Here is a 21,517-nt window from a genome sequence, read left to right on the forward strand (position 1 = left end):
ATCACCTGCGTGTTCCCCTACCACTTCCTCGACTACTCGCACACCGCGGCCACCCAGGCCGCCTACGTCGCCCTGTACACCGTCGCCGTCACCGGGAGCGGGGTCCGGTTCCTCCGCGGCGGTGAGCAGGGCGAGGAGCGTCGCCCGGGCGCGGGCCACGCGGGAGCGGACCGTGCCGACGGGGCAGTTGCTCAGCGCGGCGGCTTCCGCGTAGGACAGACCGAGCAGCTGCGTGAGGACGAACGCCTCGCGGCGTTCGTAGGGCAGTCCGGCCAGCAGCTCCAGCAGCGCCACGCCGTCGTCGAAGCCGGGCAGGCCGCGTGGCTGGGCGAGTTCGGCGGCCGGCTCCCAGTCCGGCAGATCGGCCGGGCGGGGGCGTACGGCGGTGGACCGGATGCTGTCGGCCACCGCGCGCCGGGCGATCGCCAGCAGCCAGGTCCGCGCCGAGGAGCGGCCCTCGAACCGGTGCAGGCTGCCGAGCGCCCGCAGGAACGTGTCCTGCGCCAGATCGTCCACCGCCTGAGGGTCGGCGCACAGATGGGCGACGTACCGGGTGACGTCACGGTGCAGGGCGCGTACGAAGTGGTCGACGGCCACGGAGTCGCCGCCGCGGGCGGCCAGCGCCCAGGCGGTTATCGACTCGTCGGCCGACGCCGGTCTCGCGTGCGAAAGGGGCAGGGCAGGAGTGATCACCTGATGTCCTTCTCGGATTGCGGGACCACGAGGACGCGGGGCGGGCAGACCCTGAGGTCTGTCGTGCTCGCATGGGTGCGCGGTCCCGTGAACGGGGAGGGGCGGGCGTCCCGTACGGCGCAGCGCGAGGCGTGAGCGCCTGCGGATGGGCTGGTACGGACGCACGACCTTGACCGGGGTGCGCAGGGGCCGCCCCGGGTGCCACCGGCTGCCGTCAGGCGGCAGCGGCCCCCGCGGGCGGTCCCCGGGTGGTGATCGCGTGGACGAGAAGGAGTCGGTGCGGCGTGCGGTGCGACGGCCGCCGCCGTTCACGCACGGGCGGAGGCGGCGGTGCTATCAGGGCGAACAGGAGCCGCAGCGGTGCGGCGAGCCGGCTGCCCACGGCGCGCAGCAGCCGGAAGACGGCCCGTTCCCCGTGGCCCAGCCACAGGCCGCACAACACCGCGGCCAGGAGGTGGGCGGCGAGCATGCCGAAGGACGAGTCACCGCCGGGGACATGCCCCGTGTGCGGGGCCATGGATCCCATGGAGTCCGGGCTCATGCCGTGGCTCATGGATCCCATGCCATGACGCACGGGCGGCATCTCCATGGAGCCGGACCCGGACGCGGCCGGCGCCGGCGGTCCGAGCGAGAACGCCGAGTGCAGCGCCGTCTGGACGGCCACGGCGACGGTGACGACCAGACGGAGTCCGCGCTCGCGGCCCGCCAGGCACCAGCCCGTCACGCCCGTCGCGGCCCAGCCGGCCAGCAGCGTCGACAGGGGCACGTGGTCGCCGGACATCATGACGTGCCCCAGGGCGGCGAGCACGACACAGACGGCCGCGAACACCGCGGCCCGTATCGCGCGAGCACACCACCCGACTGTCATGGCGCCTCATCCTCGCATCCGGCACCGCCCCGACACCCATGAGTACGGACATCTCCCCCGCCGCGCACTCAATCCAAGCCATGTGATCAGGGCCACGGCGACGGAGTCGGTGCCTCCGGTGGGGCCGCGGCAGAATCCCCGGCGTGGACATCACCGCGCAGGAACTCAATCGGGCCACGCTCGGACGCCAGTTGCTGCTGGGGCGGGAGGCGATGGACGCCGGGGAGGCGGTGCGGCGCGTGGTGGCGTTGCAGGCGCAGCATGCCGCTTCGCCGTACGTGGCGCTGTGGAACCGGCTGGCCGGGTTCGCGCCGGAGGAGCTGGACGCCGCCTTCGCGGGGCGGGCGGTGGTCAAGGCGACATTGATGCGGATCACGCTGCACGCGGTCCACGGGAACGACTACCAGATCTTCCGGGAGGCGATGCAGCAGACGCTGTACGCCTCGCGGCTCGGGTACCGCTTCGCCGCGGCGGGGCTCACACCGGCCGACGGCGAGGCGCTCGTCCCCGAGTTGCTGGACTTCGCGGACCGGCCCCGGACGGCCGCCGAGATGCAGGACTGGCTGGAGGAGCGGGTCGGGGCGGAGAAGAAGGCCGGGGCGTGGTGGGGGCTCAAGGCGTACGCGCCGCTGCTGCACGTCCCGACCGGCGGGCCGTGGTCGTTCGGTCCCCGGTCGTCGTTCGTCGCGGCGCGGACCGGTCCCGTACCCCGGGGGCGGGCGACGGTGCCGGAGGCGCTGCGCCACCTCGTCCTGCGCTATCTGGGGGGTTTCGGGCCCGCGTCGGTGGCGGACATCGCGCAGTTCGCCATGGTGCCGCGCGCACCTGTACGCCAGGCCCTGCTGGTCCTCGGCGACGCGGTGGAGCAGCTCCGGGGGCCCGAGGGGACCCTGCTGTACGACGTGCCGGGCGCCTCGCGCCCACCGGCCGACACGCCGGCGCCGCCCCGGCTCATGGCCATGTGGGACAGCGTCCTGCTGGCCCACGCCGACCGCAGCCGCGTGATTCCCCCGGCGTATCGCCGTCTGGTGATCCGGGTGAACGGCGACGTGCTGCCCACGCTCCTGGTCGACGGCCGGGTCGCCGGCGTGTGGCGGGCGGTGGACGGTGGTGTCGAGGCCACGGCGTTCCACGATCTGCCGACCGCCGTGTGGGACGGACTGGCCGCGGAGGCCGCGTCGCTGACGGCGCTGCTGGCAGGCCGCGACGCCGAGGTCTACCGCCGCTACCACCACTGGTGGCCGAAGCTCCCCGACGGCCAGGTCCGTCTGCTCGGGCGCTGAGCCCGTGCGGCACGGCAGCCGCGCCCGGGAGGCCGACGCGAGGCCGCGCACGTGCAGACCATCGTGCCCGGACAACGGCCCGTGGCTCCGGCCGGTTCTCGCGGCGGCTACGCGGGGTGACGTCGCGTCAGTGGTGGGCGTGGACCACGGCGTGGCCCCGGCCGCGGCCGATCATCCACCGGTTGATCGGCGTGGTGATCAGGAAGGCGACGGCGAAACCGCCGAGGAGCGCGGCCCAGAAGAGGCCCTCCGACAGATGGGCGTCCATCGCGCCCGGCGTGAGCGCGATGATCGCGTTGTCCACGAACTCCATGACCGCGATGGAGACCGTGTCCGCGGCGAGGGCGACCCGGATCGCGGCCTTGAGGCTGAGGCCGGCCCGCACCACCGCGAACAGGGTGAACGAGTAACCGAAGAGGAACGCGAGCCCGATCGCCACCGCCATGGTGAGCACGTTGCCCCACCCCAGCGCCGTGCCGATCACCATGCCGAGGATCTCGCCGATGGCGCACCCGGTCAGACAGTGCAGCGTCGCCTTCACGGCGGTCCCCCAGGACGCGGTCCCGTGCGGTTGCTTCTCAGGTTCGTGAGCGGCGTGGTCCATGACCGGATCATATACCCCCTAGGGGTATGCATGCGAGAGGCCGGCCCGAGTTCGTGGCGCGAGGGCCGCCCGGCGGTGAGCACCGCCCGAGGGGCCGTCGGTTGATCGACTTAGGGTGGTCGCCATGACGACACACCCCACCCCGCCCACGGAGCCGACCCAGCCGAGCGGGGCGACTCCATCGTCCCGGGCGGCAAAGGCCTACCTCTCCGAACTGTTCTCGCTGGAGGGCCGGGTCGCGATCGTCACCGGGGGCAGTTCCGGCATCGGCCGCGGCATCACCGACGCCCTCGCCCGCGCCGGGGCGAGCGTGGTGGTCGTGGCCCGTGGCGAGGCCCGACTGGCCGCGACCGTCGAGGAGCTGACGGCCCTGGGCTGCCGTGCCGCGTGGGTCGGCGCGGACCTGAGCGCCCGCGAGGGTGTGCGGACGGCCGCCGAGCGGGCGGTCGAGATCTTCGGGGAGCCCGACATCCTCGTCAACAGCGCCGGGATCAACCTGCGTCCGCCGATGGACGAACTCGGCGAGGACGTCTGGGACGCCACGATGGCCGTCAACCTGGAGGCGCCGTTCCTGCTGGGGCAGCGCTTCGGCCCCAGAATGGCGGAACGCGGATACGGCCGGATCATCCACATCAGCTCACAGCAGGCGCACCGCGCGTTCGTCCGGAGCGGCGCCTACGGCGCCTCCAAGGGCGGGCTGGAGGCACTGGCGCGTTCCCAGGCGGAGGCGTGGTCGCCGCGCGGGGTCACCTGCAACCTGCTCGTGCCGGGCTTCGTCATGACACCGCTCAACGCCCGGCTGTCGTCGGACCCGGAGAAGGTGACCGCCCTCGCCGCCCGCACGATGATCGGGCGGAACGGTCTCGCCGAGGACTTCGCGGGCGCGGCGGTGTTCCTGGCGAGCGCGGCGTCGGCCTACGTCACCGGGCAGTCGGTGTTCGTCGACGGCGGACTGTCCGTCCACTGAACCCTCCCTCCGCGTCCGCCGAGCCCCCGGACGGCGAGCCGCCGACGGGCGACGGCCGGTGCCCGGTGTCACGCTGGGCACACAGGACCCGCGGAAGGGAAGCATCGCCATGATCACGACGGAGTACGTCCCCGGTTCCCCCTGCTGGCTCGACCTGGGCGCTCCGGACGTCCGGGCAGCCGCCGGCTTCTACGGCGCCGTCCTCGGGTGGGACTACGAGCCCATGGGCGAGAGCGAGGACTTCGAGGGCGGGATGTTCAAGAAGGACGGCAAGATCGTCGGCGGGCTCGGCAAGCTCACCGAGGAGGGAGCGCGTCCGGCCTGGATGCTCTACTACAGCGTCTCCGACGCGGACGCCACGACGGAGGCCGTGCAGCAGGCGGGCGGCACCGTGCGGGTCGCGCCGATGGACCTCGACGACTGGGGCCGGATGGCGCAGTACAGCGACCCGCTGGGCGGCCAGTTCGCCGTCTGGCAGCCGGGCACGAACAAGGGCCTGGACCTGGTGGACCAGCCTGGCTCCCTGTCGTGGACCGAGCTGTACACGACCGACGCCGCGGGCGCACGGGAGTTCTACGGCTCCCTCTTCGGCTGGCAGTTCAGCGACATGCCGCTGCCGGGCGGCGCCGGCACATACACCCTCATCACCCCCGCGGGGCTCTCCGAGGACCGGATGCACGGCGGGCTCATGCAGGTCGACAGGGAGGATCTGGCCCTGGCGGGCGGGCGGCCGTACTGGCACCCGGTCTTCGCCGTCGACGACTGCGACGCCGCGGTGGCCCAGGTCACCGAGAACGGCGGCAGCGTGCAGATGGGACCGGCGGACATGGAGGGCGTCGGCCGGCTCGCCGTCTGTCTCGACCCGGCGAACGCGGACTTCGTGGTGCTCGCCCCGTCCGAGGGCTGAACCGGGACGAAGGCCCGGCCCGGGACGCTCGAAGCGCAGGAGCGGGGTGAGCCGTGCAACCCCCTCGGTGGCGGACGTGCTGCCGGGCGGACCGCGGTCACCGCGGACCTCCTCCGCCAGGCCGGGAACGCCGCAGGTCACCCGGACAGCCGAACACCCGCGTCCACTGCCTTGACGGCCACACCCCGCGACAGAGGTGAGCACGGGCACCCCCGGCTACCGCAGCACCGGCACCCCCGGCTACCGCCGAAACCTTCTTGCATATGATGTGCAAATGCGTGAGTACAGCATCAGGGAAGCCGCGGCGGCCGACATCGACGGGGCCCGGGCGGTGATGCTCGACGCCGTGTACCGCGACTTCGGCACGGGCTACGTGCCGAACTGGCACGCCGACATCATCGATCCGGTGCCGTTCTACGTCACGCCGCCCCGGCACACCCTCCTGGTCGCCGTGGACGAGCGCGACGGGACGGTGGCGGCCACGGCAGCACTGGACGCACGCGGACCGGCCCACCCGCCGAACCCCCGCCGGCTGGCCGAGCGGTTCCCTTCGGGCGAGACGGCACAGCTCCGGCGGGTGTACGTGCGCCCCGAACACCGCAGGCGCGGGCTCGCCCGGCAACTGGTGGACGGCCTGCTCGACTTCGCCCGGGCCGACGGCGGTTACCGGTCCGCGTACCTGCACACCTACCCGCACTCCCCCGGCGCGATGGGCCTGTGGAAGGCGCTGGGCAAGGTGCTGTGCGACGAGCGCGAGGAGGTGCCGGGCGGGGGCAGCGGCGTCGTGCACTTCGAGATACCGCTCGCTTAACGAAAATGGTATTCATACACACTATGAGAATCCCCCGCCGCCGGCTCACCGCCGGTCTGCTGCTCCTGCCGCTGCTCTCCGGCTGTTTCGCGTCCACCGGTGACGACTCCGCCGAGACCTCCGACTCCTCCGGCTCCGGGGACGGCGGACGGCTGCGCGTGGCCCTGGCCTTCCCGCCGACGCAGAACTACTCGCCGTACGGGTACGACGCCTACAACCTGTCCCGGCTGGGTGTCGCCGAGGGACTGACCCGCCTGGACGCCAACGGCACGGCGGTGCCCGCCCTCGCCGAGTCCTGGAGCAGCGAGAAGGGCGGCGAGAGCTGGTTGTTCACCCTCCGGGACGCGAAGTTCCAGGACGGCGAGGACGTCACCGCCGAAGCCGCCGCCTCCGCCCTCACCCACGCCGCCGCGGCGAAGCCGGCACCCACCGCGATATCCGGCGTGAAGCTGACCGCCGAGGCCGTCGGCGAGAACCGGGTACGGGTCTCCACCGGCGGAACCGACCCGGTGCTGCCGCTGCGACTGACCAACCCCAGCCTCGCGGTGTTCTCCCCGAAGGCGTACGGGAAGAAGGGCGCGGTCAACGCGGTCGGCACCGCCACCGGCCCCTTCGAGCTCACCGAGGTCACCGGTGACCGGTCGGCCTCGCTGGACCGCTTCGACGGCTACTGGGGCGGCCGGGCCCAGGCCTCGGGCGTCGACGTCAGGTACGTCTCCGACGGCACGGCCCGCGCCAACGCCCTGCGCACCGGGGACGTCGACATCGCCGAGGCGGTCCCCGTCGCCCAGGCCGCCTCCCTGGGCAAGGGCACCGTCCACGAATCGAACACCGCCCGCAACACCAGCCTGTACCTCAACACCGGGTCCGGCGCCTTCACGAACGCCGGATTGCGGGCCGCCGCACGTGAGGCGGTCGACGGTGCGACCGTTGCCAAGGGTGTCTACGAGGGGTCGGCCGAACCCGCGCAGGGCCTCTACGGTCCGGCCCTGACCTGGGCCGCCGGCAAGCGCCTCCAGCCGTCCGGGCGAGCCGCGGCGACCGACCCCGGCGGCAAGAGCATCACCATCGGCAGCTACAACGACCGGCCCGAACTGGCGGAGACCGCGCAGGTGCTGCAACAGCAACTGGAGAAGGCCGGGTTCGAGGTGAAATTGGAGGTGCGGACGTATGCGCGCCTCGAAGGGGATCTGCTGGACGGGAAGTTCGACGCCGCCGTCGTCGCCCGCAACATGATGACGGACACCGGCGACCCGGTCACCGTGCTCGACAGCGACTTCACCTGCGACGGTTCCTACAACCTGGCGTTCCTGTGCGACCGGGACGTCGACCGGCTCGTCGCGACCGCCCGGGGCGAGTCCGACCCCGCCGAGCGGCAGGACGCCGCCATGAAGGCGGAGGCCGCGATCCTGGGGACCGACGCGGTGATTCCGCTGGTGCACCTGAAGGCCGTCACAGGGGTCCGGGCGTCCGTGCAGGGCGCTCGACTCGACCCGTACGAGCGGGAGTTCGTCGGTGTGGGGACGCGACCCTGAACACCAAGCCCTCCCTCCCGACCCGGGGTCTGACCGCCCTGCGCGTCCTCGCGCGGGGCGGTGGCCCCACGCTGGCGTGGCGGGCCGTGCTCACGGCCGCCCTGGTGGGCGCGATCGGCCTGCTGCCGTGGCTGTCGCGCACCGACCCGGCGCTGACCGTCCTCAAGGCCCGCGCCGCGGACCGCGATCCGACACCGGAGACCCTGCGCGCCATCCGCGCCGAACTCGGCCTGGACGATGGGCCGTTGATCCTGCTGGGCCGCTGGTTGGGCGGCCTGCTGCGCGGCGACGCGGGTTCGTCCTGGGTGTCCGGCGCCCCGGTGCTGCCGGGCGTCGTGCAGGCCCTCGGCGTGTCCCTGCTGCTGATGTGCGGGGCCCTGGTGGTCGCCGCGGCCACGACCGCCGCAGTCTGCGCACCTACCCTCCGGCTGGGCGCGCGGGGCCGTCTCGGCGCGCGTCGTCCCGGCGGGACGGTGACGGCCGTGCTGGCCTCGCTGCCCGAGTTCCTCGTCGCCTCGGTGCTGGCCTCGGTGATCGCCGTGCAGCTGGGCTGGCTGCCCGCGCTGGGCTGGTACGGCCCGCAGTGGATGGTGCTGCCCTCGCTCGCCCTCGGCCTGCCCGCCGGGGCGGTCCTGGGCCGGATGCTCGACGACCTGCTGCCCGGCGCGTTCGCGGAACCCTGGGCCATGGCGGCCGCGGCACGCGGTGTTCCGCCGAGGTCGCTGGCCCGGCAGGCGGTGCGCCGCTGCGTGCCCGGACTGCTGCCGAACCTGGGACTGTTCGTGGTCGGGCTGACCGGCGGATCGGTCGCCGTCGAGCAGATCTTCGACATCCCGGGCCTCGGCCGGCTCACCCTGCACGCCGCACTCGCCCAGGACCTGCCCGCCCTGCAGACCGGCACACTCGCCCTCGTCCTGCTCGCGGCGGCAGCCGGGCTCGTCGCCCGGATCACCGCCCGGCTGCTGATCGGACCGGCGCTGCGCGACGGCGCCCTGCAGTCCCTGCACCGGCCCCGGCCCCCCGCGCCCCGGACGCTCCCGCTGCTCTACGGGGGACTGCTGGCCGCCCTCATCGGGGCCGGACTCCCCCGCAACCCGCTCGCCCTGGACACGCTCGCCCGGCTCCAAGCCCCCTCGGCGGAGCACCCCTTCGGAACGGACGCGCTCGGCCGGGACGTCCTCGCCCGGATCTCCCACGGGGCGGTGACCACCCTCGGCACCGCCGTCGCGGTGAGTGCCGCCGCCCTCGTCGCCGGGCTGCTGCTGGGGCTGCTGCCGAGGCTGTCCGGGCCGCTGGCCGACACCCTCAGTGCCGTACCCCCCGTACTGGCCGGGCTGCTCGTCACCGGCATCGCCGGAAGCGGCCCCTGGACGCCCGCGCTCGCCGTGGCCGTCGTGGCATGGTCCCCGCTCGCCGCGCACACCTCCGCCCTGCTGCTGCAGGAGCGTGCGACGACCCATCTGACCGCCACCCGGGCGCTGGGCGCCAGCCGCTGGTACCTGCTGTGGCACGAACTGCTGCCCGCCGTCGTGCCCCCGGTCACCCGGCACGCCCTGCTCCGCCTCCCGGGCATCGCCCTGAGCCTCGCCGCGCTCGGCTTCCTCGGCCTGGGCGCCCAGCCGCCCTCCCCCGAGTGGGGCCTGCTGCTCGCCGAGAACCAGCCCTACGCCGAACGGGCCCCGTGGGCCGTCCTCTTCCCGGCCGCCGTACTCGCCCTGCTCGGGGCACTCGCGGTGACAGCCGCGGGTGGAGTACGGCTGCCCCGGCGGCGCACACGGCCGGCGAGCCCGGCCGTGCCGCCCCTGGAGCAGGGCGTGCCGGCCCCGCGACGGCACCCGGATCGCCCCGACGCCCTCCTGACGCCCGTGTCCGCCTCACAGACAGATGAACGATGACCGACCCCGTCTCCCGGGTGCCGGCCCGTAAGGCCGCCGCCCGTACGATCCACGCCGGAAGCCGCGACAGCACCTGGCGGCTGATCAGGCAACTGTCGCCGCTGCTGCGGTTGCTGATCCTCACCCAGCTCGCCTTCAACATCGGCTTCTACGCCGTCCTGCCGTTCCTCGCCGAGCATCTCGGCACCGCGATCGGCATGGCGGGGTGGCTGGTCGGGTTCGTGCTCGGGCTGCGTACCTTCAGCCAGCAGGGGCTGTTCGTGGTCGGCGGCTGGCTCGTCGACCGGTTCGGGGTGCGGCCGGTCGTGCTGGCGGGCTGTGGCCTGCGGATCGCCGGGTTCGCGTGGCTCGGCTTCGCGGAGACGAGCGCGGCCGTGATCGGTGCGGTGCTGGTGATCGGTTTCGCCGCAGCGCTCTTCTCCCCCGCCGTGGAGTCCGAGGTGGCCCGCCAGGCGGTCGTGTGGGAGGAGGACGGGCACGGCCCGCGCACCCGGGTCCTCGCCCTGTTCAGCGTGGCGGGCCAGGCGGGGGCGTTCGTCGGGCCGTTGCTCGGCGCGCTGCTGCTCGCCGTCGACTTCCGCACCGCGTGTCTGGCCGGTGCCGGAGTCTTCGTGCTCGTCCTCGCCGGGCACCTGTGGCTCATGCCGCAGCACATCCCCGGCCGGATCCGCGTCCGGGAGCGGGGCGGGGTCCGCGCCCTGCTGCGCGACCGCCGCTTCCTCGCCCTGTGCTGTGCCTACGGCACCTATCTGCTCGCCTACAACCAGCTGTATCTGGCCCTGCCGGACGAGGTGCAGCGGGCGGCGGGCTCGCAGGCGCCGTTGTCCTGGCTCTTCGCGCTGTCGTCGGTGCTGGTGGTGTTCACCCAGCTGCCGGTGACCCGCTGGGCGGGCGACCGGCTGGATCTGCGCCGCTCCATGACCGCGGGGCTGCTGCTGATCGCGTCCGGTTTCGCGGTGGTGGCCGCGGCCCGGCCCGCCGGCTGGACGGGCACCGCCGGGCTGCTCCCGGCCGCGGGCTTCGTGATCTTGCTCACCGTGGGGCAGATGCTGGTGGTGCCCGCCGCCCGCGCCTGGGTGCCCGACCTCGCCGAGGAGGGCCGGCTCGGGCTCTACATGGGTGCGCTGTCGTCCGTCTCGGGCCTGATCGTCCTGGCCGGCAGCGCGGCCACCGGCTTCCTGCTCGACCTGGGCCTGCCGGCCGCCGTGCCGTGGCTGCTCCTGGCGGCCGTACCGGCCCTGGCGGTGGCCCTGTTGCCGCACCGGGAGAAGGGGACGGGCGCGGCGGCCTGACACGCTGCCGGCCTCCGCGGCAACCGGGCGCCGGGAGTGTCACCCCGGCGGGCGACTCTTCCGCCCGGGTTTTCCGTGCCGTGGTCCTCCGGGGACACCGCTGCGGAGATCGGCGGTCATGCCGCGCCAGTATCCTGGGTCGGCTGCGGCACCCCCGATCAATCCCCGTGCACAAGCGGGGAGTTCGGCCTGCGGCGATGACCTTCCCCTATGCGTGAGACGAGGACGAGTGCTGCTAGCGGGCCGCTACCGGCTGGATGTGGAGATCGGGCGCGGTGGAATGGGAGAGGTCTGGCGTGCGTACGACGAGACGCTCGCCAGAGCGGTGGCCCTGAAGCTGCTGCTGCCCCAGGACACCGACGCCACGGCGGCCTCCCGGTTCCGTCTGGAGGCTCAGACCGCCGGGCGTCTCAACCACCCCAACGTGGTCGGTGTGCTGGACTTCGGCGAGTACGACAACCGGCTGTACCTGGTGATGGAACTGGTCGAGGGCGACAGTCTCGCCGGGGTGCTGACCGGCTCCGGCGCGCTGCCCGCCGAGCGGGTGGCCCTTCTCGCCGCGCAGGCGTCCGCGGGGCTCGCCGCCGCGCACGCGCAGGGCATCGTGCACCGGGACGTCAAACCCGCCAACCTGCTGCTGGACGCGGGCGGCACGCTGAAGATCGGGGACTTCGGCATCGCGCGGTTCCTCGACGACCCCGGCGCCGCGCTCACCGCCACCGGCCAGATCATCGGCACCGGCCTCTACCTCGCGCCCGAGCGGGCCCTGGGCAAGCCCGCGGGGCCCGCGTCCGACATGTACTCCCTGGGCTGCGTGCTCTACCAGCTCCTCAGCGGACGTCCGCCGTTCCAGGCCGACACGGCCGTCGCCCTGCTCCACCAGCACCTCGACTCGGCTCCCGTGCCGCCGCGCGAACTCGGTGTCGCCGGACTTCCGCCCGCGTTCGAGAACTACCTCCTCGGTCTGCTGGCCAAGCAGCCCGAGGACCGTCCCACCGCCCGGCAGGCCGCCGAGTGGTTCGCCGGGGGTGCCTGGCGGGGCCTGCCCGAGCCGCTGCCGGAGGTCTCGCCGCCGCTGCGGCCGAGCACCGCGTCCACGGCGATGCCCGCCGGGCCGGGACCGTCCGCGACCGCCGAGACCGGCAGCCCGACCACGTACGCGCTGCCCGCCACCACGGGCCACCGCACCGCCGCCCGGGCGGCCCAGGCGGGGCGTGCGGGCCGCTCCCGCGGGCGCGGCGGTCACGGCAACCGGTCGAGGCTGGCGGCGACGGCCGCCGCCGCGGCACTGTTCATCGCCGCGATGCTCATCGGCATGCGCTGGTTCTCGCCCGACACGACCGCGGAGGGCACGGAACCCGACGCCTCCCCGAGTGCGAGCAGCCCGGCCGCCACGCCGTCCACCGATTCCGCCAGGTCCGACTCCTCCGATCCGCAGGCCGACCCGGCGGCCCCCGCGGCCGGCCCGGGGGCAGCCGACACGCCCGCCACCGGCACCGTGGCCGATGTCACTCCGTCCACGCCACCCCCTTCCCCGACTCCTCCCCCGCCCTCGCCGGACACCGCGACTCCGACGGAGGAAACGGTCGGCGGCGGCCCGGAGCAGCCGAAGCCGGAGAAGCCGCGCCAGGCCGGGGAAGACGGGGAGGGCGACGACGGCGGGGACGACGGGGGCGAGGACTGACACAGCCCGGACGTCGCGCGGCGGGAACCTGCGCGGAGCGTGTGGACCAGGCGGGGGATGCGCCGGTGTGCGAACGGGCGCCCCCTCGCGCGCCCCTTGGGTGGCTTGTCATCGCCCTTACCCCGGCCTTATTGTCACCAGGCCTTGGTGAACGGGAAATCCGGTGTGATGCCGGTGCGGCCCTCGCCACTGTGAATCGGGAAGTCCGGCTCCAGCCCTCACGGGCGGCCACTGGGTCCTTGTGACCCGGGAAGGCGGAGTCCGGGCGGTGGTACCCGTCAGCCAGGAGACCGGCCAAGGCGCGTCAACCATCCACGAGGTGCTGGAGAGGGTCTGCTGAGCCATGCACATAGCCGAGGGTTTCCTTCCTCCGGCGCACGCGGTCGCCTGGGGCGTCGCGTCGGCGCCGTTCGTCGTCCACGGGGTCCGGTCACTCACCCGTGAAGTGCGCGAGCACCCCGAGAGCACACTGCTCCTCGGTGCCTCCGGCGCCTTCACGTTCGTCCTGTCCGCCCTGAAACTGCCGTCCGTCACCGGCAGTTGTTCGCACCCCACCGGCACGGGCCTGGGAGCCATCCTGTTCCGGCCGCCCATCATGGCGGTGCTGGGCACCATCACCCTGCTCTTCCAGGCGCTGCTGCTCGCGCACGGCGGCCTGACCACGCTCGGCGCCAACGTCTTCTCCATGGCGATCGTCGGACCCTGGGCCGGATACGCCGTCTACAAGCTGCTGCGGCGCTCCAACGCGCCGCTGATGGTGGCGGTGTTCTCCGGCGCGTTCGTCGCCGACCTGTCCACCTACTGCGTCACCAGCGTGCAGCTGGCGCTCGCGTTCCCCGACCCGGGCAGCGGATTCCTGGGCGCGCTCGGCAAGTTCGGTTCCATCTTCGCCGTCACGCAGATCCCGCTCGCGGTGAGCGAGGGCCTGCTGACCGTGCTCGTGATGCGGCTGCTGGTGCAGTCCAGCAAGGGCGAACTGACCCGGCTGGGCGTGCTCCTCGCCAAGAAGAAGGCGCGGACCGAGACGGAGACCGAGGCGGTGGCCCGATGAGCCGGAACACGAAGATCAACCTGGTGCTGCTGTTCGCCGTGGCCGCCCTGGCCGTGCTGCCCTTGGCGCTGGGCCTCGGCGACCACAAGAAGGAGCCGTTCACGGGGGCCGACGCCGAGGCCGAGACGGCGATCACCGAGCTGAAGCCGGACTACGAGCCGTGGTTCTCGCCGCTGTACGAGCCGCCGTCCGGCGAGATCGAGTCGGCGCTGTTCGCCCTCCAGGCGGCCCTCGGTGCCGGGGTCCTCGCCTACTACTTCGGTCTGCGCCGCGGACGCCGGCAGGGCGAGCAGCGGGCGCTGGAGCGGGAGGCCGACAGCGCGCCCACCGGCGCCGCCGGGAAGTCCGCGGCGGAACGGGACTGAGCCCGGGTGCTGCCGATCGACGCGGCGGCGCACAGCAGTCGCTGGCGCCGCCGCCATCCCGTGGACAAGGCCGTGCTCGGGCTCGGTCTCACCGTGCTCGCGATCTCCCTGCCGCCCTGGCCGGGCGCGGCCCTGGTCCTCCTGACGGCCCTGGTCGTGCTGCTGGGTCCGGCCGGTGTGCCCGGGCGGCGGCTGTGGCGGGCCTACCGGGTACCGCTGGGCTTCTGCGTGACCGGCGCGCTCACGCTGCTCGTCCAGGTGGGCGGGCCAGGGGGGTTCGTCTCCGTCGCCGACGACGGGCCGCTGCGGGCCGGGGAGTTGCTGCTGCGCACCTCGGCGGCCTCCCTGGGCGTGCTGCTGTTCGCCTTCACCACGCCCATGTCGGACCTGCTGCCCCGGCTGGTCCGGGCCGGGATCCCCGCGGCGGTCGTCGACGTCGCGCTGGTGACGTACCGGATGAGCTTCCTGCTGCTGGACTCGATGCGGCGGATCCGGGAGGCCCAGGCGGCCCGGCTCGGGCACGCCGGCCGGACCGCGGAGTGGCGTTCCCTGGCCGGGCTCGGCGCCACCGCGTTCGTCCGGGCCTTCGACCGGGCCGGCCGTCTCCAGGCCGGACTCGCCGGGCGCGGCTACGACGGCACCCTGCGGGTCCTGGTGCCCGAGGCCCGGGTCTCCGTCCGCTTCACGGCGGCCAGTTGCGCGCTGCTCGTCGCGCTGGCCGTTCTCACCCTCGTACTGGAAAGGCCGCTGACATGAGCGAGCCCGCCCTCGTCGCCCTGCGGGGCGCGTCCTTCGCCTACGAGGACGGCCCGGCCGTGCTCAGCGGCCTCGACTTCGAGATCCGCGAGGGGCGCGCGCTGGCGCTGCTCGGCCGCAACGGCAGCGGCAAGACCACGCTGATGCGGCTGCTCAGCGGCGGCCTGAAGCCGCACGAGGGGCGGCTGACGGTCGAGGGGCAGCCGGTGGCGTACGACCGCAAGGGGCTGACCCGGCTGCGGACCACCGTGCAGCTGGTGGTGCAGGACCCGGACGACCAGTTGTTCGCGGCGTCCGTCGAGCAGGACGTGTCGTTCGGGCCGCTGAACCTCGGCCTGGACGACACGCAGGTACGCGCGCGGGTGGCGGAGGCGCTCGCCGCCCTGGACATCACGGCCCTGGCCGACCGGCCGACCCATCTGCTCTCCTACGGGCAGCGCAAACGCACGGCCATCGCGGGCGCGGTCGCCATGCGGCCGCGCGTCCTCGTCCTGGACGAGCCGACGGCCGGACTCGACCCCGACGGCCAGGAGCGGCTCCTCACCACCCTCGACGGACTCCGTGCCGCGGGCACCACGGTGGTGATGGCCACCCATGACGTCGATCTCGCCCTGCGCTGGGCCGACGACGCGGCGCTCCTCACGCCGTCCGGTGTCCGCACCGGCCAGGCGGGCACGGTGCTGGCCCGCCCGGATCTCCTCAGCGAGGCGGGGCTGCGCCTGCCGTGGGGCGCCGCGGCGGCCGAACTGCTGCGCTCCCAGGGGTGGTTGGACGACGCTCAGCCGGGGCCGCGCACGCCGGAGGAACTCGCCGCTCTCGTCGGCGGACGGCTGGGGGCGTCCGGAGGGTGAGGGTGGTCGCGCCCTGTCTCACCGGGAGGGGAACGGCACGGTCAGTCGAAGTAGGACTGGAGCGAGCCGCGGCGCCGGACGTCGAGGGTCGCGCAGTGGAACGAGCCGCCGAAGGGGGCGTAGTGCAGCAGGTCGCACGGGATCGGCTCGAAGCCCCACTTCTCCAGCGCGCGCAGCATCCCGGTGTGGTGCCGCTCGACGATCACCTGCTTCTCGTCGAGCATGAGCACGTTCATGCTGAGCCACTTGCCGCACATCGAGGTGAGCTTGAGCAGCCGGCCGTCGATCGGGTCGGGCTCGGGGGCGACCAGGACGTCCCAGGAGCGGAGGATTTCCGGCAGGCGGCCGGCGTCGACGTACTCGGGGTTGATCAGCACCTTCCCGGGCGCGAGCAGGACGAACGTCGTGTCGATGTGCATGGGCGTGCGGCAGCGGCTCTCGATCTCGTGGACGCGGTACTCCGGGCCGAGGTGGCGGCGCAGCCAGTCGATGCCCATCGCGTTGGTGACGTTGCTGCGGGTGACGAACAGGTCCCGTCCCGCCCGGACGAAGTCCGCCGCGTCGAAGACGGGTTCGAACTCGGTGAGGATGTACCGCATGGGCTCGCCCGGCCCGGGGACGCGGTAGTCGGGATCGAACAGCTCGTCCGTGAGCTGTGGCCTGGGCGCCGCCGTCCAGCGGGCGCCGCGCCGGAAGTAGTCCTTGAGGATGGGGCGGTAGGAGTGCGTCTCGAAGTACCGGCACGGCCACGCCATCGGTGTCTCGATGATCTCGTCGCCGATGACGAGCATGCTGTCGCGCGGGCAGGTGTTGCAGAAGCCGCGTGAGGTCCAGTCGGGGGTGCCGAAGCGGCGCCGGTGGTCGACCGCGTCCGGTCGCCTGACCGTGACGCCGAGGGACTCCAGCAGGGCGACGAAGGCGTCGATCTCCTGCTGTGCCTGCTCGACGAGCAGCCGCGGATACCGGAAGCCGGCCGCGATCCCCTGCAACCGCCCGGCCCACGGCGGCACGTTGCAGGTCACCACCGCGTGGTCGGAGGGGATCGTCGCGCCCTCCAGGCGTCCGACGATGATCTCCTCCAGCGGATCCCACTCGGTGTGCGAACCGACCGGCGACACGAGTCGCTCCGCGCCCCCGTCGGCCGGGGGCGGTACTCCGGGATTCTGCAGGACGCTCATGCTCACCACTCTTCGGATCGCAAGCCATGTGATACGCCGCACCTGCCGGATTACTCAACGTTCCAGATGCCCTGAATGCGCTTGTCCACGCCGCCGCACCGCACTACGTTGCCGAGGTGGATCTCTTCTCCCGCACCTGGGCGGCGTTGCGCGCGGCGGTGGCCGGTCTCTCCGACGAGGACTTCGGGCGGCCCTCCGGCTGTACGGGCTGGCTGGTGCGGGACCTGGTGTGCCATCTGGTCGTCGACGCCCAGGACGTCCTGATCACCTTGGCCACCCCCTCCGACCGGGAACCGACCCGTGACGCGCTGACGTACTGGGACGTCTCCGGCACTCCGCCGACCGGTGACGACCCGCTCGACGCGCTGACCGTCCGGCTGGCCGCCGCGTACGAGGATCCAGGCCTGCTGAAGTTCCATCTGGACGACGTCGGTTCCGCCGCCGGGCGGGCGGCCCTGCTCGCCGATCCTTCCGGCCGGGTCGGCACCCGTGACGAGATCCTCACCGTGGGCGATTTCCTCTCCGCCTATGTCATGGAGTGGACGCTGCATCACCTCGACCTGATCGCCCACCTCCCGGGCGCGGAGCTGCCGCCCGCGGAGGGGCTCGCCCGGTCCCGGGAGATGCTGGAGCAGATCGCGGGCGGCCCGTTCCCTTCCTCCTTTCCCGACGCGGACGCCTTGGTGATCGGCACGGGGCGGCGTGCGCCGACCGGGGCGGAGCAGGCCGAGCTCGGGGACCTGGCCTCCAGGGTGCCGCTGTACCTGGGCTGACTTCACGGTCGCGGAACCGCTGTTCGCAGGGCCGCCGTCGAACCGCTCCGGCCTGGGTGGGAGCATGGCCGCCATGGACATCCGCCGCAGGAACAACGTCAACGTCATCGGTCCCGACGGCGCGCCGGTGCTGCTCCTGGCCCATGGGTTCGGCTGCGACCAGAACATGTGGCGGCTGGTGGTACCGGCGCTTGCCGAGCGCTACCGGGTGGTGCTGTTCGACTACGTCGGCTCCGGCGGCTCGGACCTCGCGGCGTGGAGCGAGGAGCGGTACTCCTCGCTCCAGGGTTACGCCGCCGACGTCGTAGACGTCTGCGAGGAGCTGGACCTGCGGCAGGCGGTGTTCGTGGGGCACTCGGTCAGTGCCATGGTCGGAGTGCTGGCGGCGCAGGCCGCGCCGGAGCGGATCGGGGCGCTCGTGATGGTGACCCCCTCGCCCTGCTACATCGACGACGAGGGCTACCGCGGCGGCTTCAGCACGGAGGACATCGACGAGCTGCTCGCCTCCCTCGAGGCGAACTACCTGGGCTGGTCGTCGGCGATGGCCCCGGTGATCATGGGCAACCCCGAGCGGCCCGAGCTGGGCCAGGAACTGACGAACAGCTTCTGCGCCACCGACCCCGACATCGCCCGGGTCTTCGCCCGTACGACCTTCCTCACCGACAGCCGCGAGGACCTGAAGGGCGTGTCCGTGCCGACGCTCGTGCTGGAGTGCGAGCAGGACGCCATCGCGCCCCGTGAGGTCGGCGCCTACGTGCACGCGGCGATCCCCGCCTCCCGTCTGGTCACGCTCGACGCCACCGGCCACTGCCCGCAGCTCAGCGCGCCGGAGGCCACCACGGAAGCGATCCTCGACTTCCTGGAGTCCGTGAAGTGATGTGTCGCACGGGCGGCGTGCCGGAGCCCACCGGGACGGGGGACGACGAGGCGAGCACGGACGCGGCGTTCACCGCGCTGCTGGAGGACAGCGCGGAGAATCTGTACGAGTCCGCCCCCTGCGGCTACCTGTCCACGATGATGGACGGCACCATCGCCAAGATCAACACCACGCTGCTGGACTGGCTCGGCCTGGACCGTGCGGACGTGGCGGGTCGCAGGCGCTTCGCGGACCTGCTCACCATCGGCGGGAAGCTGTACCACGAGACGCACTTCGCTCCGCTGCTGCGCATGCAGGGCGAGCTGCGGGGCATCGCCCTGGAGATGCGGCGCCGGGACGGCGGTCGGCTTCCGGTGCTGGTCTCCGCGGTGGTCAAGTACGGCACCGAGGGCGAGCCCCTGCTGAACCGGATCACCGTCTTCGACGCCTCGGACCGCCGCGCCTACGAGAAGGAGCTCCTGCGCCGCCGCCAGGAGGCCGAGCGGGCCCGCGCCGAGGCGGACGAGGCCCGGCGCCAGGCCGAGGCCGACCGGGCCAGGCTGGCCGACGCCCTCGCCGTCCTGCAGCGCTCCCTCGTGCCGGACTCGCTGCCGGCCGTACCGGGCCTGGAGACGGCCGTGCACTACCACACGGCGTCCCCGGACCAGCTGGGCGGCGACTTCTACGACCTGTTCCCCGTGGCCGGAGGCCGGTGGGCGTTCTTCCTCGGCGACGTGTGCGGCAAGGGCCCCGAGGCCGCGTCCCTCACCTCGCTGACCCGCTACACCCTGCGTGCCGCCGCCCACCACGACCCGGATCCGGCCTCGGCGCTGAGCACGCTGAACGCCGTTCTGCACGAGCGGTACACCGGCGACGGAAACCCGCGGTACTGCACCTGCATCTTCGGGACGGTCGAGCCGGGCGGCGAACACGGGGGCGCCGTGGTGCGCCTCGCCTCCGGCGGCCACCCGCCGGCACTCGTCCTGCGGGCGGACGGCCGGGCCGAGTTCCTGCCCACCCCCGGCGGCCTGCTCATCGGCGTCGTCCCCGGCGCGCCGATCGGCACGGCCGAGACCGTCCTGGCGCCCGGTGACACGCTCGTGCTGTACACCGACGGCCTCACCGAGGCCCGCGTCGGCCCCGCCCGCGACGACCTGTACGGCGAGGACGCCCTGCACGCCTTCGCCACCGATCACGCTCCCGCCGCACCGCACGAGGTGATCACCGCCCTCACCGGACTGCTCGAGAGCTTCGGCGACGGTCTTGACGACGACACCGCCCTGCTCGCCCTCGGCGTTCCCGCCACCCCTTCCGTCACAGCCCCGGCAACGAGTCACACCTCATGAACCCGCTCACCGTCACACAGCTCGACACCGCCTCGGGACCCGTTCTGTACGTGGCCGGCGACCTGGACTTCGACCAGGCCCCCGTCCTGCGCGGCCGGCTCGGCCATCTCCCCCTGTCGTCGGGGCAGTGCCTGGTCCTGGACCTGTCGGGCCTCGCGTTCTGCGACTCCTCGGGCATCACCGCCCTGCTCGCCGCCCGCCAGCACGCCCTGGCCGCCGACGCCGACATCGCCCTGGCCGCCGTACCGGCGAACCTGCTGCGCGTCCTCACCCTCGTCGGCCTCGACCAGGTCTTCACACTGCGCCCGGACTCCAGCGCCGCGTCATGACTCCCGCCGGAGTCCGGGCCGGACGAACACCGGCTTGAGGTGCTTCTCCGGCAGCGCGGCCGGCAGGTCCTCCCAGTCGATGACGTGGGACACCACCTTCCCGGGGGCGACCGTGCCGGAGGCGGCGAGCGCCAGGGCGTCGGGGATGTGGGCGCGCACGCTGTCGCGGGCGACGCGCAGGGTGACGCCGGTGAGGTACATGTCGAGCAGGGGCAGCTCGCCGGCGCGGAAGTGGTTGCCCGCGCTCTCGCATATTCCCTCGGGCGTCAGGCACTTGACGGCGAGGCCGAGCTGGTCGACACGGCCGGTCGCCTCGACGGCGATGTCGTAGCTCTGCGGCAGTGGCTCCAGGGTTTCGGCGGTGGTGGCGCCGAAGGCCCGGGCGAGGGCCCGGTGTTCGGGGTCGGGGTCGACGTAGAGGACGTCGGAGGCGCCGAGCGCGCGGGCTATGTCGCAGACGTAGAGGCCGATGCTGCCGCGGGCGACGACCAGGACCCTGGCTCCGGGGCGCGCCGTGAGGTGCGGGGCGACCAGGCGCCAGGCCAGGGACCAGTTGTCGCCGGCGGAGGCCAGGGCGACCGGGTCGAGGCCGGTGGGGAGCGGCACCAGCATGGCGTCGGCGTAGGGCACGCGGACCAGGTCGGAGAAGAGCCCGCCCCAGCTGCCGCCGATGGGCGCGCCGTACATGGCCATGTAGGGCACGGTGGTGCAGTGCGCGGTCAGTCCGGCCCGGCAGCGGTCGCAGGTGCCGCAGTTGATGGACCAGGGGACGACGACGAGATCGCCGGGGGCCACGGCGGTGACGGCGTCGCCGGTCTCGACGACCCGGGCGACGCACTCGTGGCCGAGGGCGAAGGGCGGCTCCATGAACCCATGACCAGCCAGGATGGCGGAGTCCACGTCACACGAGGTGGCGGCGACCGGGGCCACGACCGCCTCGCCGTCGGACCGGAGTTTCGGGTCGGGCACCTCGCGCCACTCGACGGTGCGCCGGCCGACGTAGGTCAGTTCACGCATCGGCCCGCTGCCCCTTCGCCAGGGCCACCAGATCGGCGTGGCGGATGACGGAGCCGCCCGCGCCCCAGGTGCCGTCGGGCTGTTCGTGCACCAGGACCCACACGCGCAGGGCGTCGTCCGGGGTGAGTCCGGCGGCTGCCAGGACGGTCTTCGTCGCCTCCTCGACCAGGCCCGCCGTGCGGCGCTCGGACAGGGCGCCCTGCGGGACGGTGACCTCCACCAGGAAGCGGGGCGAGTCGTCCTCGGCGGTCGTCTGGGCGCCTTCGGGCAGTTCGACGAGGCAGCTCCACGCCTGCGCGCGGAAGAACGCCGTGTCGGGTGCGCCCTCCCAGCGCAGCAGCGTCGCGGCGAGGTCGCGCTGGACGCTGCCTCGGCCCTGCTCGGTCAGGGCACCGGCGGGAGCGGTGAGCCGGATCATCGGCATGGCGGACCTTCCTCTCCTTCGCCGCGTCGAAC

General features: G+C 73.4%; 22 protein-coding genes and 1 riboswitch. Of the genes, 16 read left to right on the top strand and 6 right to left on the bottom strand.

Annotation, left to right across the window (positions count from 1 at the left end; genetic code table 11):
• Positions 1–693, bottom strand: a 693-nt coding sequence (locus tag ABT116_RS16160) for a sigma-70 family RNA polymerase sigma factor (protein WP_502983876.1), incomplete at its 3' end; no start/stop codon positions are given.
• A 214-nt stretch (positions 694–907) separates the two neighbouring features.
• Positions 908–1,561, bottom strand: coding sequence for a hypothetical protein (locus tag ABT116_RS16165; protein ID WP_351633267.1), 654 nt, complete (start codon positions 1,559–1,561; stop codon positions 908–910).
• Between the two features lie 143 nt (positions 1,562–1,704).
• On the opposite strand from ABT116_RS16165, the gene ABT116_RS16170 reads away from it, so the two are divergent.
• Positions 1,705–2,844: a winged helix DNA-binding domain-containing protein gene (locus ABT116_RS16170; protein WP_351633269.1), complete on the top strand. Its 1,140-nt coding sequence runs from the start codon at positions 1,705–1,707 to the stop codon at positions 2,842–2,844.
• 127 nt (positions 2,845–2,971) lie between these two features.
• Here the strand turns inward: ABT116_RS16170 and ABT116_RS16175 are convergent, their stop codons facing one another.
• A complete protein-coding gene (locus ABT116_RS16175) occupies positions 2,972–3,448 on the bottom strand; it encodes a DUF4396 domain-containing protein (RefSeq protein ID WP_351633272.1) in 477 nt (158 codons plus the stop codon).
• Positions 3,449–3,572: 124 nt separating this feature from the next.
• On the opposite strand from ABT116_RS16175, the gene ABT116_RS16180 reads away from it, so the two are divergent.
• The 11 genes from ABT116_RS16180 to ABT116_RS16230 all read left to right on the top strand — a co-directional run bounded on the left by ABT116_RS16180 (position 3,573) and on the right by ABT116_RS16230 (position 15,562).
• Positions 3,573–4,415: an SDR family NAD(P)-dependent oxidoreductase gene (locus tag ABT116_RS16180; protein ID WP_351633274.1), complete on the top strand. Its 843-nt coding sequence runs from the start codon at positions 3,573–3,575 to the stop codon at positions 4,413–4,415.
• A gap of 109 nt (positions 4,416–4,524) precedes the next feature.
• Positions 4,525–5,322, top strand: coding sequence for a VOC family protein (locus ABT116_RS16185; RefSeq protein WP_351633277.1), 798 nt, complete (start codon positions 4,525–4,527; stop codon positions 5,320–5,322).
• Positions 5,323–5,596: 274 nt separating this feature from the next.
• Positions 5,597–6,133: a GNAT family N-acetyltransferase gene (locus tag ABT116_RS16190; protein WP_351633280.1), complete on the top strand. Its 537-nt coding sequence runs from the start codon at positions 5,597–5,599 to the stop codon at positions 6,131–6,133.
• 23 nt (positions 6,134–6,156) lie between these two features.
• Positions 6,157–7,668 (top strand): ABC transporter substrate-binding protein, encoded by a 1,512-nt coding sequence (locus ABT116_RS16195; protein ID WP_351633282.1) that lies wholly within the window; start codon positions 6,157–6,159, stop codon positions 7,666–7,668.
• An 86-nt stretch (positions 7,669–7,754) separates the two neighbouring features.
• Entirely contained in the window at positions 7,755–9,563 is a 1,809-nt protein-coding gene (locus ABT116_RS16200; RefSeq protein ID WP_351633285.1) for an ABC transporter permease subunit, read from the top strand.
• Entirely contained in the window at positions 9,560–10,855 is a 1,296-nt protein-coding gene (locus ABT116_RS16205) for an MDR family MFS transporter (protein WP_351633287.1), read from the top strand. The genes ABT116_RS16200 and ABT116_RS16205 overlap by 4 nt, the downstream gene beginning before the upstream one ends.
• A 229-nt stretch (positions 10,856–11,084) precedes the next feature.
• Positions 11,085–12,539, top strand: coding sequence for a serine/threonine-protein kinase (locus ABT116_RS16210; protein ID WP_351633289.1), 1,455 nt, complete (start codon positions 11,085–11,087; stop codon positions 12,537–12,539).
• A 128-nt stretch (positions 12,540–12,667) separates the two neighbouring features.
• A riboswitch (cobalamin riboswitch) is annotated at positions 12,668–12,852 on the top strand.
• 30 nt (positions 12,853–12,882) lie between these two features.
• Positions 12,883–13,590, top strand: a complete 708-nt coding sequence (locus tag ABT116_RS16215; RefSeq protein ID WP_351633292.1) for an energy-coupling factor ABC transporter permease — start codon at positions 12,883–12,885, stop codon at positions 13,588–13,590.
• Positions 13,587–13,955, top strand: coding sequence for an energy-coupling factor ABC transporter substrate-binding protein (locus tag ABT116_RS16220; protein ID WP_351633295.1), 369 nt, complete (start codon positions 13,587–13,589; stop codon positions 13,953–13,955). The genes ABT116_RS16215 and ABT116_RS16220 overlap by 4 nt, the downstream gene beginning before the upstream one ends.
• Before the next feature lie 6 nt (positions 13,956–13,961).
• Positions 13,962–14,711 (top strand): cobalt ECF transporter T component CbiQ, encoded by a 750-nt coding sequence (cbiQ, locus tag ABT116_RS16225; RefSeq protein WP_351633297.1) that lies wholly within the window; start codon positions 13,962–13,964, stop codon positions 14,709–14,711.
• On the top strand, positions 14,708–15,562 hold the full coding sequence (locus ABT116_RS16230) for an energy-coupling factor ABC transporter ATP-binding protein (protein ID WP_351633300.1): 855 nt from the start codon (positions 14,708–14,710) through the stop codon (positions 15,560–15,562). Before cbiQ ends, ABT116_RS16230 begins: the two co-directional genes overlap by 4 nt.
• A gap of 41 nt (positions 15,563–15,603) precedes the next feature.
• Here ABT116_RS16230 and ABT116_RS16235 read toward each other — a convergent pair whose 3' ends face one another.
• On the bottom strand, positions 15,604–16,740 hold the full coding sequence (locus ABT116_RS16235; RefSeq protein ID WP_351633303.1) for an amidinotransferase: 1,137 nt from the start codon (positions 16,738–16,740) through the stop codon (positions 15,604–15,606).
• 116 nt (positions 16,741–16,856) lie between these two features.
• On the opposite strand from ABT116_RS16235, the gene ABT116_RS16240 reads away from it, so the two are divergent.
• The 4 genes from ABT116_RS16240 to ABT116_RS16255 all read left to right on the top strand — a co-directional run bounded on the left by ABT116_RS16240 (position 16,857) and on the right by ABT116_RS16255 (position 20,044).
• Positions 16,857–17,513: a maleylpyruvate isomerase N-terminal domain-containing protein gene (locus ABT116_RS16240; protein ID WP_351633306.1), complete on the top strand. Its 657-nt coding sequence runs from the start codon at positions 16,857–16,859 to the stop codon at positions 17,511–17,513.
• Between the two features lie 73 nt (positions 17,514–17,586).
• A complete protein-coding gene (locus tag ABT116_RS16245) occupies positions 17,587–18,390 on the top strand; it encodes an alpha/beta fold hydrolase (RefSeq protein ID WP_351633340.1) in 804 nt (267 codons plus the stop codon).
• Entirely contained in the window at positions 18,390–19,715 is a 1,326-nt protein-coding gene (locus ABT116_RS16250; RefSeq protein ID WP_351633309.1) for a PP2C family protein-serine/threonine phosphatase, read from the top strand. The genes ABT116_RS16245 and ABT116_RS16250 overlap by 1 nt, the downstream gene beginning before the upstream one ends.
• A complete protein-coding gene (locus tag ABT116_RS16255) occupies positions 19,712–20,044 on the top strand; it encodes an STAS domain-containing protein (protein WP_351633312.1) in 333 nt (110 codons plus the stop codon). Before ABT116_RS16250 ends, ABT116_RS16255 begins: the two co-directional genes overlap by 4 nt.
• On the opposite strand, the gene ABT116_RS16260 is transcribed toward ABT116_RS16255, so the two are convergent.
• A complete protein-coding gene (locus ABT116_RS16260) occupies positions 20,039–21,061 on the bottom strand; it encodes a zinc-dependent alcohol dehydrogenase (protein WP_351633314.1) in 1,023 nt (340 codons plus the stop codon). The genes ABT116_RS16255 and ABT116_RS16260 overlap by 6 nt on opposite strands.
• On the bottom strand, positions 21,054–21,485 hold the full coding sequence (locus tag ABT116_RS16265) for a tautomerase family protein (RefSeq protein WP_351633317.1): 432 nt from the start codon (positions 21,483–21,485) through the stop codon (positions 21,054–21,056). Before ABT116_RS16265 ends, ABT116_RS16260 begins: the two co-directional genes overlap by 8 nt.
• Positions 21,486–21,517 lie beyond the last annotated feature (32 nt).

The sequence above is a fragment of the Streptomyces sp. NPDC002130 genome (assembly GCF_040296465.1).
Lineage (GTDB): Bacteria > Actinomycetota > Actinomycetes > Streptomycetales > Streptomycetaceae > Streptomyces.

Coding starts and splice junctions, on each gene's coding strand:
- ABT116_RS16165 (WP_351633267.1), bottom strand. CDS start 1,561: ATGACAGTCGGGTGGTGTGCTCGCGCGATACGGGCCGCGGTGTTCGCG.
- ABT116_RS16175 (WP_351633272.1), bottom strand. CDS start 3,448: ATGGACCACGCCGCTCACGAACCTGAGAAGCAACCGCACGGGACCGCG.
- ABT116_RS16180 (WP_351633274.1), top strand. CDS start 3,573: ATGACGACACACCCCACCCCGCCCACGGAGCCGACCCAGCCGAGCGGG.
- ABT116_RS16185 (WP_351633277.1), top strand. CDS start 4,525: ATGATCACGACGGAGTACGTCCCCGGTTCCCCCTGCTGGCTCGACCTG.
- ABT116_RS16190 (WP_351633280.1), top strand. CDS start 5,597: ATGCGTGAGTACAGCATCAGGGAAGCCGCGGCGGCCGACATCGACGGG.
- ABT116_RS16195 (WP_351633282.1), top strand. CDS start 6,157: ATGAGAATCCCCCGCCGCCGGCTCACCGCCGGTCTGCTGCTCCTGCCG.
- ABT116_RS16205 (WP_351633287.1), top strand. CDS start 9,560: ATGACCGACCCCGTCTCCCGGGTGCCGGCCCGTAAGGCCGCCGCCCGT.
- ABT116_RS16215 (WP_351633292.1), top strand. CDS start 12,883: ATGCACATAGCCGAGGGTTTCCTTCCTCCGGCGCACGCGGTCGCCTGG.
- ABT116_RS16220 (WP_351633295.1), top strand. CDS start 13,587: ATGAGCCGGAACACGAAGATCAACCTGGTGCTGCTGTTCGCCGTGGCC.
- ABT116_RS16230 (WP_351633300.1), top strand. CDS start 14,708: ATGAGCGAGCCCGCCCTCGTCGCCCTGCGGGGCGCGTCCTTCGCCTAC.
- ABT116_RS16235 (WP_351633303.1), bottom strand. CDS start 16,740: ATGAGCGTCCTGCAGAATCCCGGAGTACCGCCCCCGGCCGACGGGGGC.
- ABT116_RS16245 (WP_351633340.1), top strand. CDS start 17,587: ATGGACATCCGCCGCAGGAACAACGTCAACGTCATCGGTCCCGACGGC.
- ABT116_RS16250 (WP_351633309.1), top strand. CDS start 18,390: ATGTGTCGCACGGGCGGCGTGCCGGAGCCCACCGGGACGGGGGACGAC.
- ABT116_RS16255 (WP_351633312.1), top strand. CDS start 19,712: ATGAACCCGCTCACCGTCACACAGCTCGACACCGCCTCGGGACCCGTT.
- ABT116_RS16260 (WP_351633314.1), bottom strand. CDS start 21,061: ATGCGTGAACTGACCTACGTCGGCCGGCGCACCGTCGAGTGGCGCGAG.
- ABT116_RS16265 (WP_351633317.1), bottom strand. CDS start 21,485: ATGCCGATGATCCGGCTCACCGCTCCCGCCGGTGCCCTGACCGAGCAG.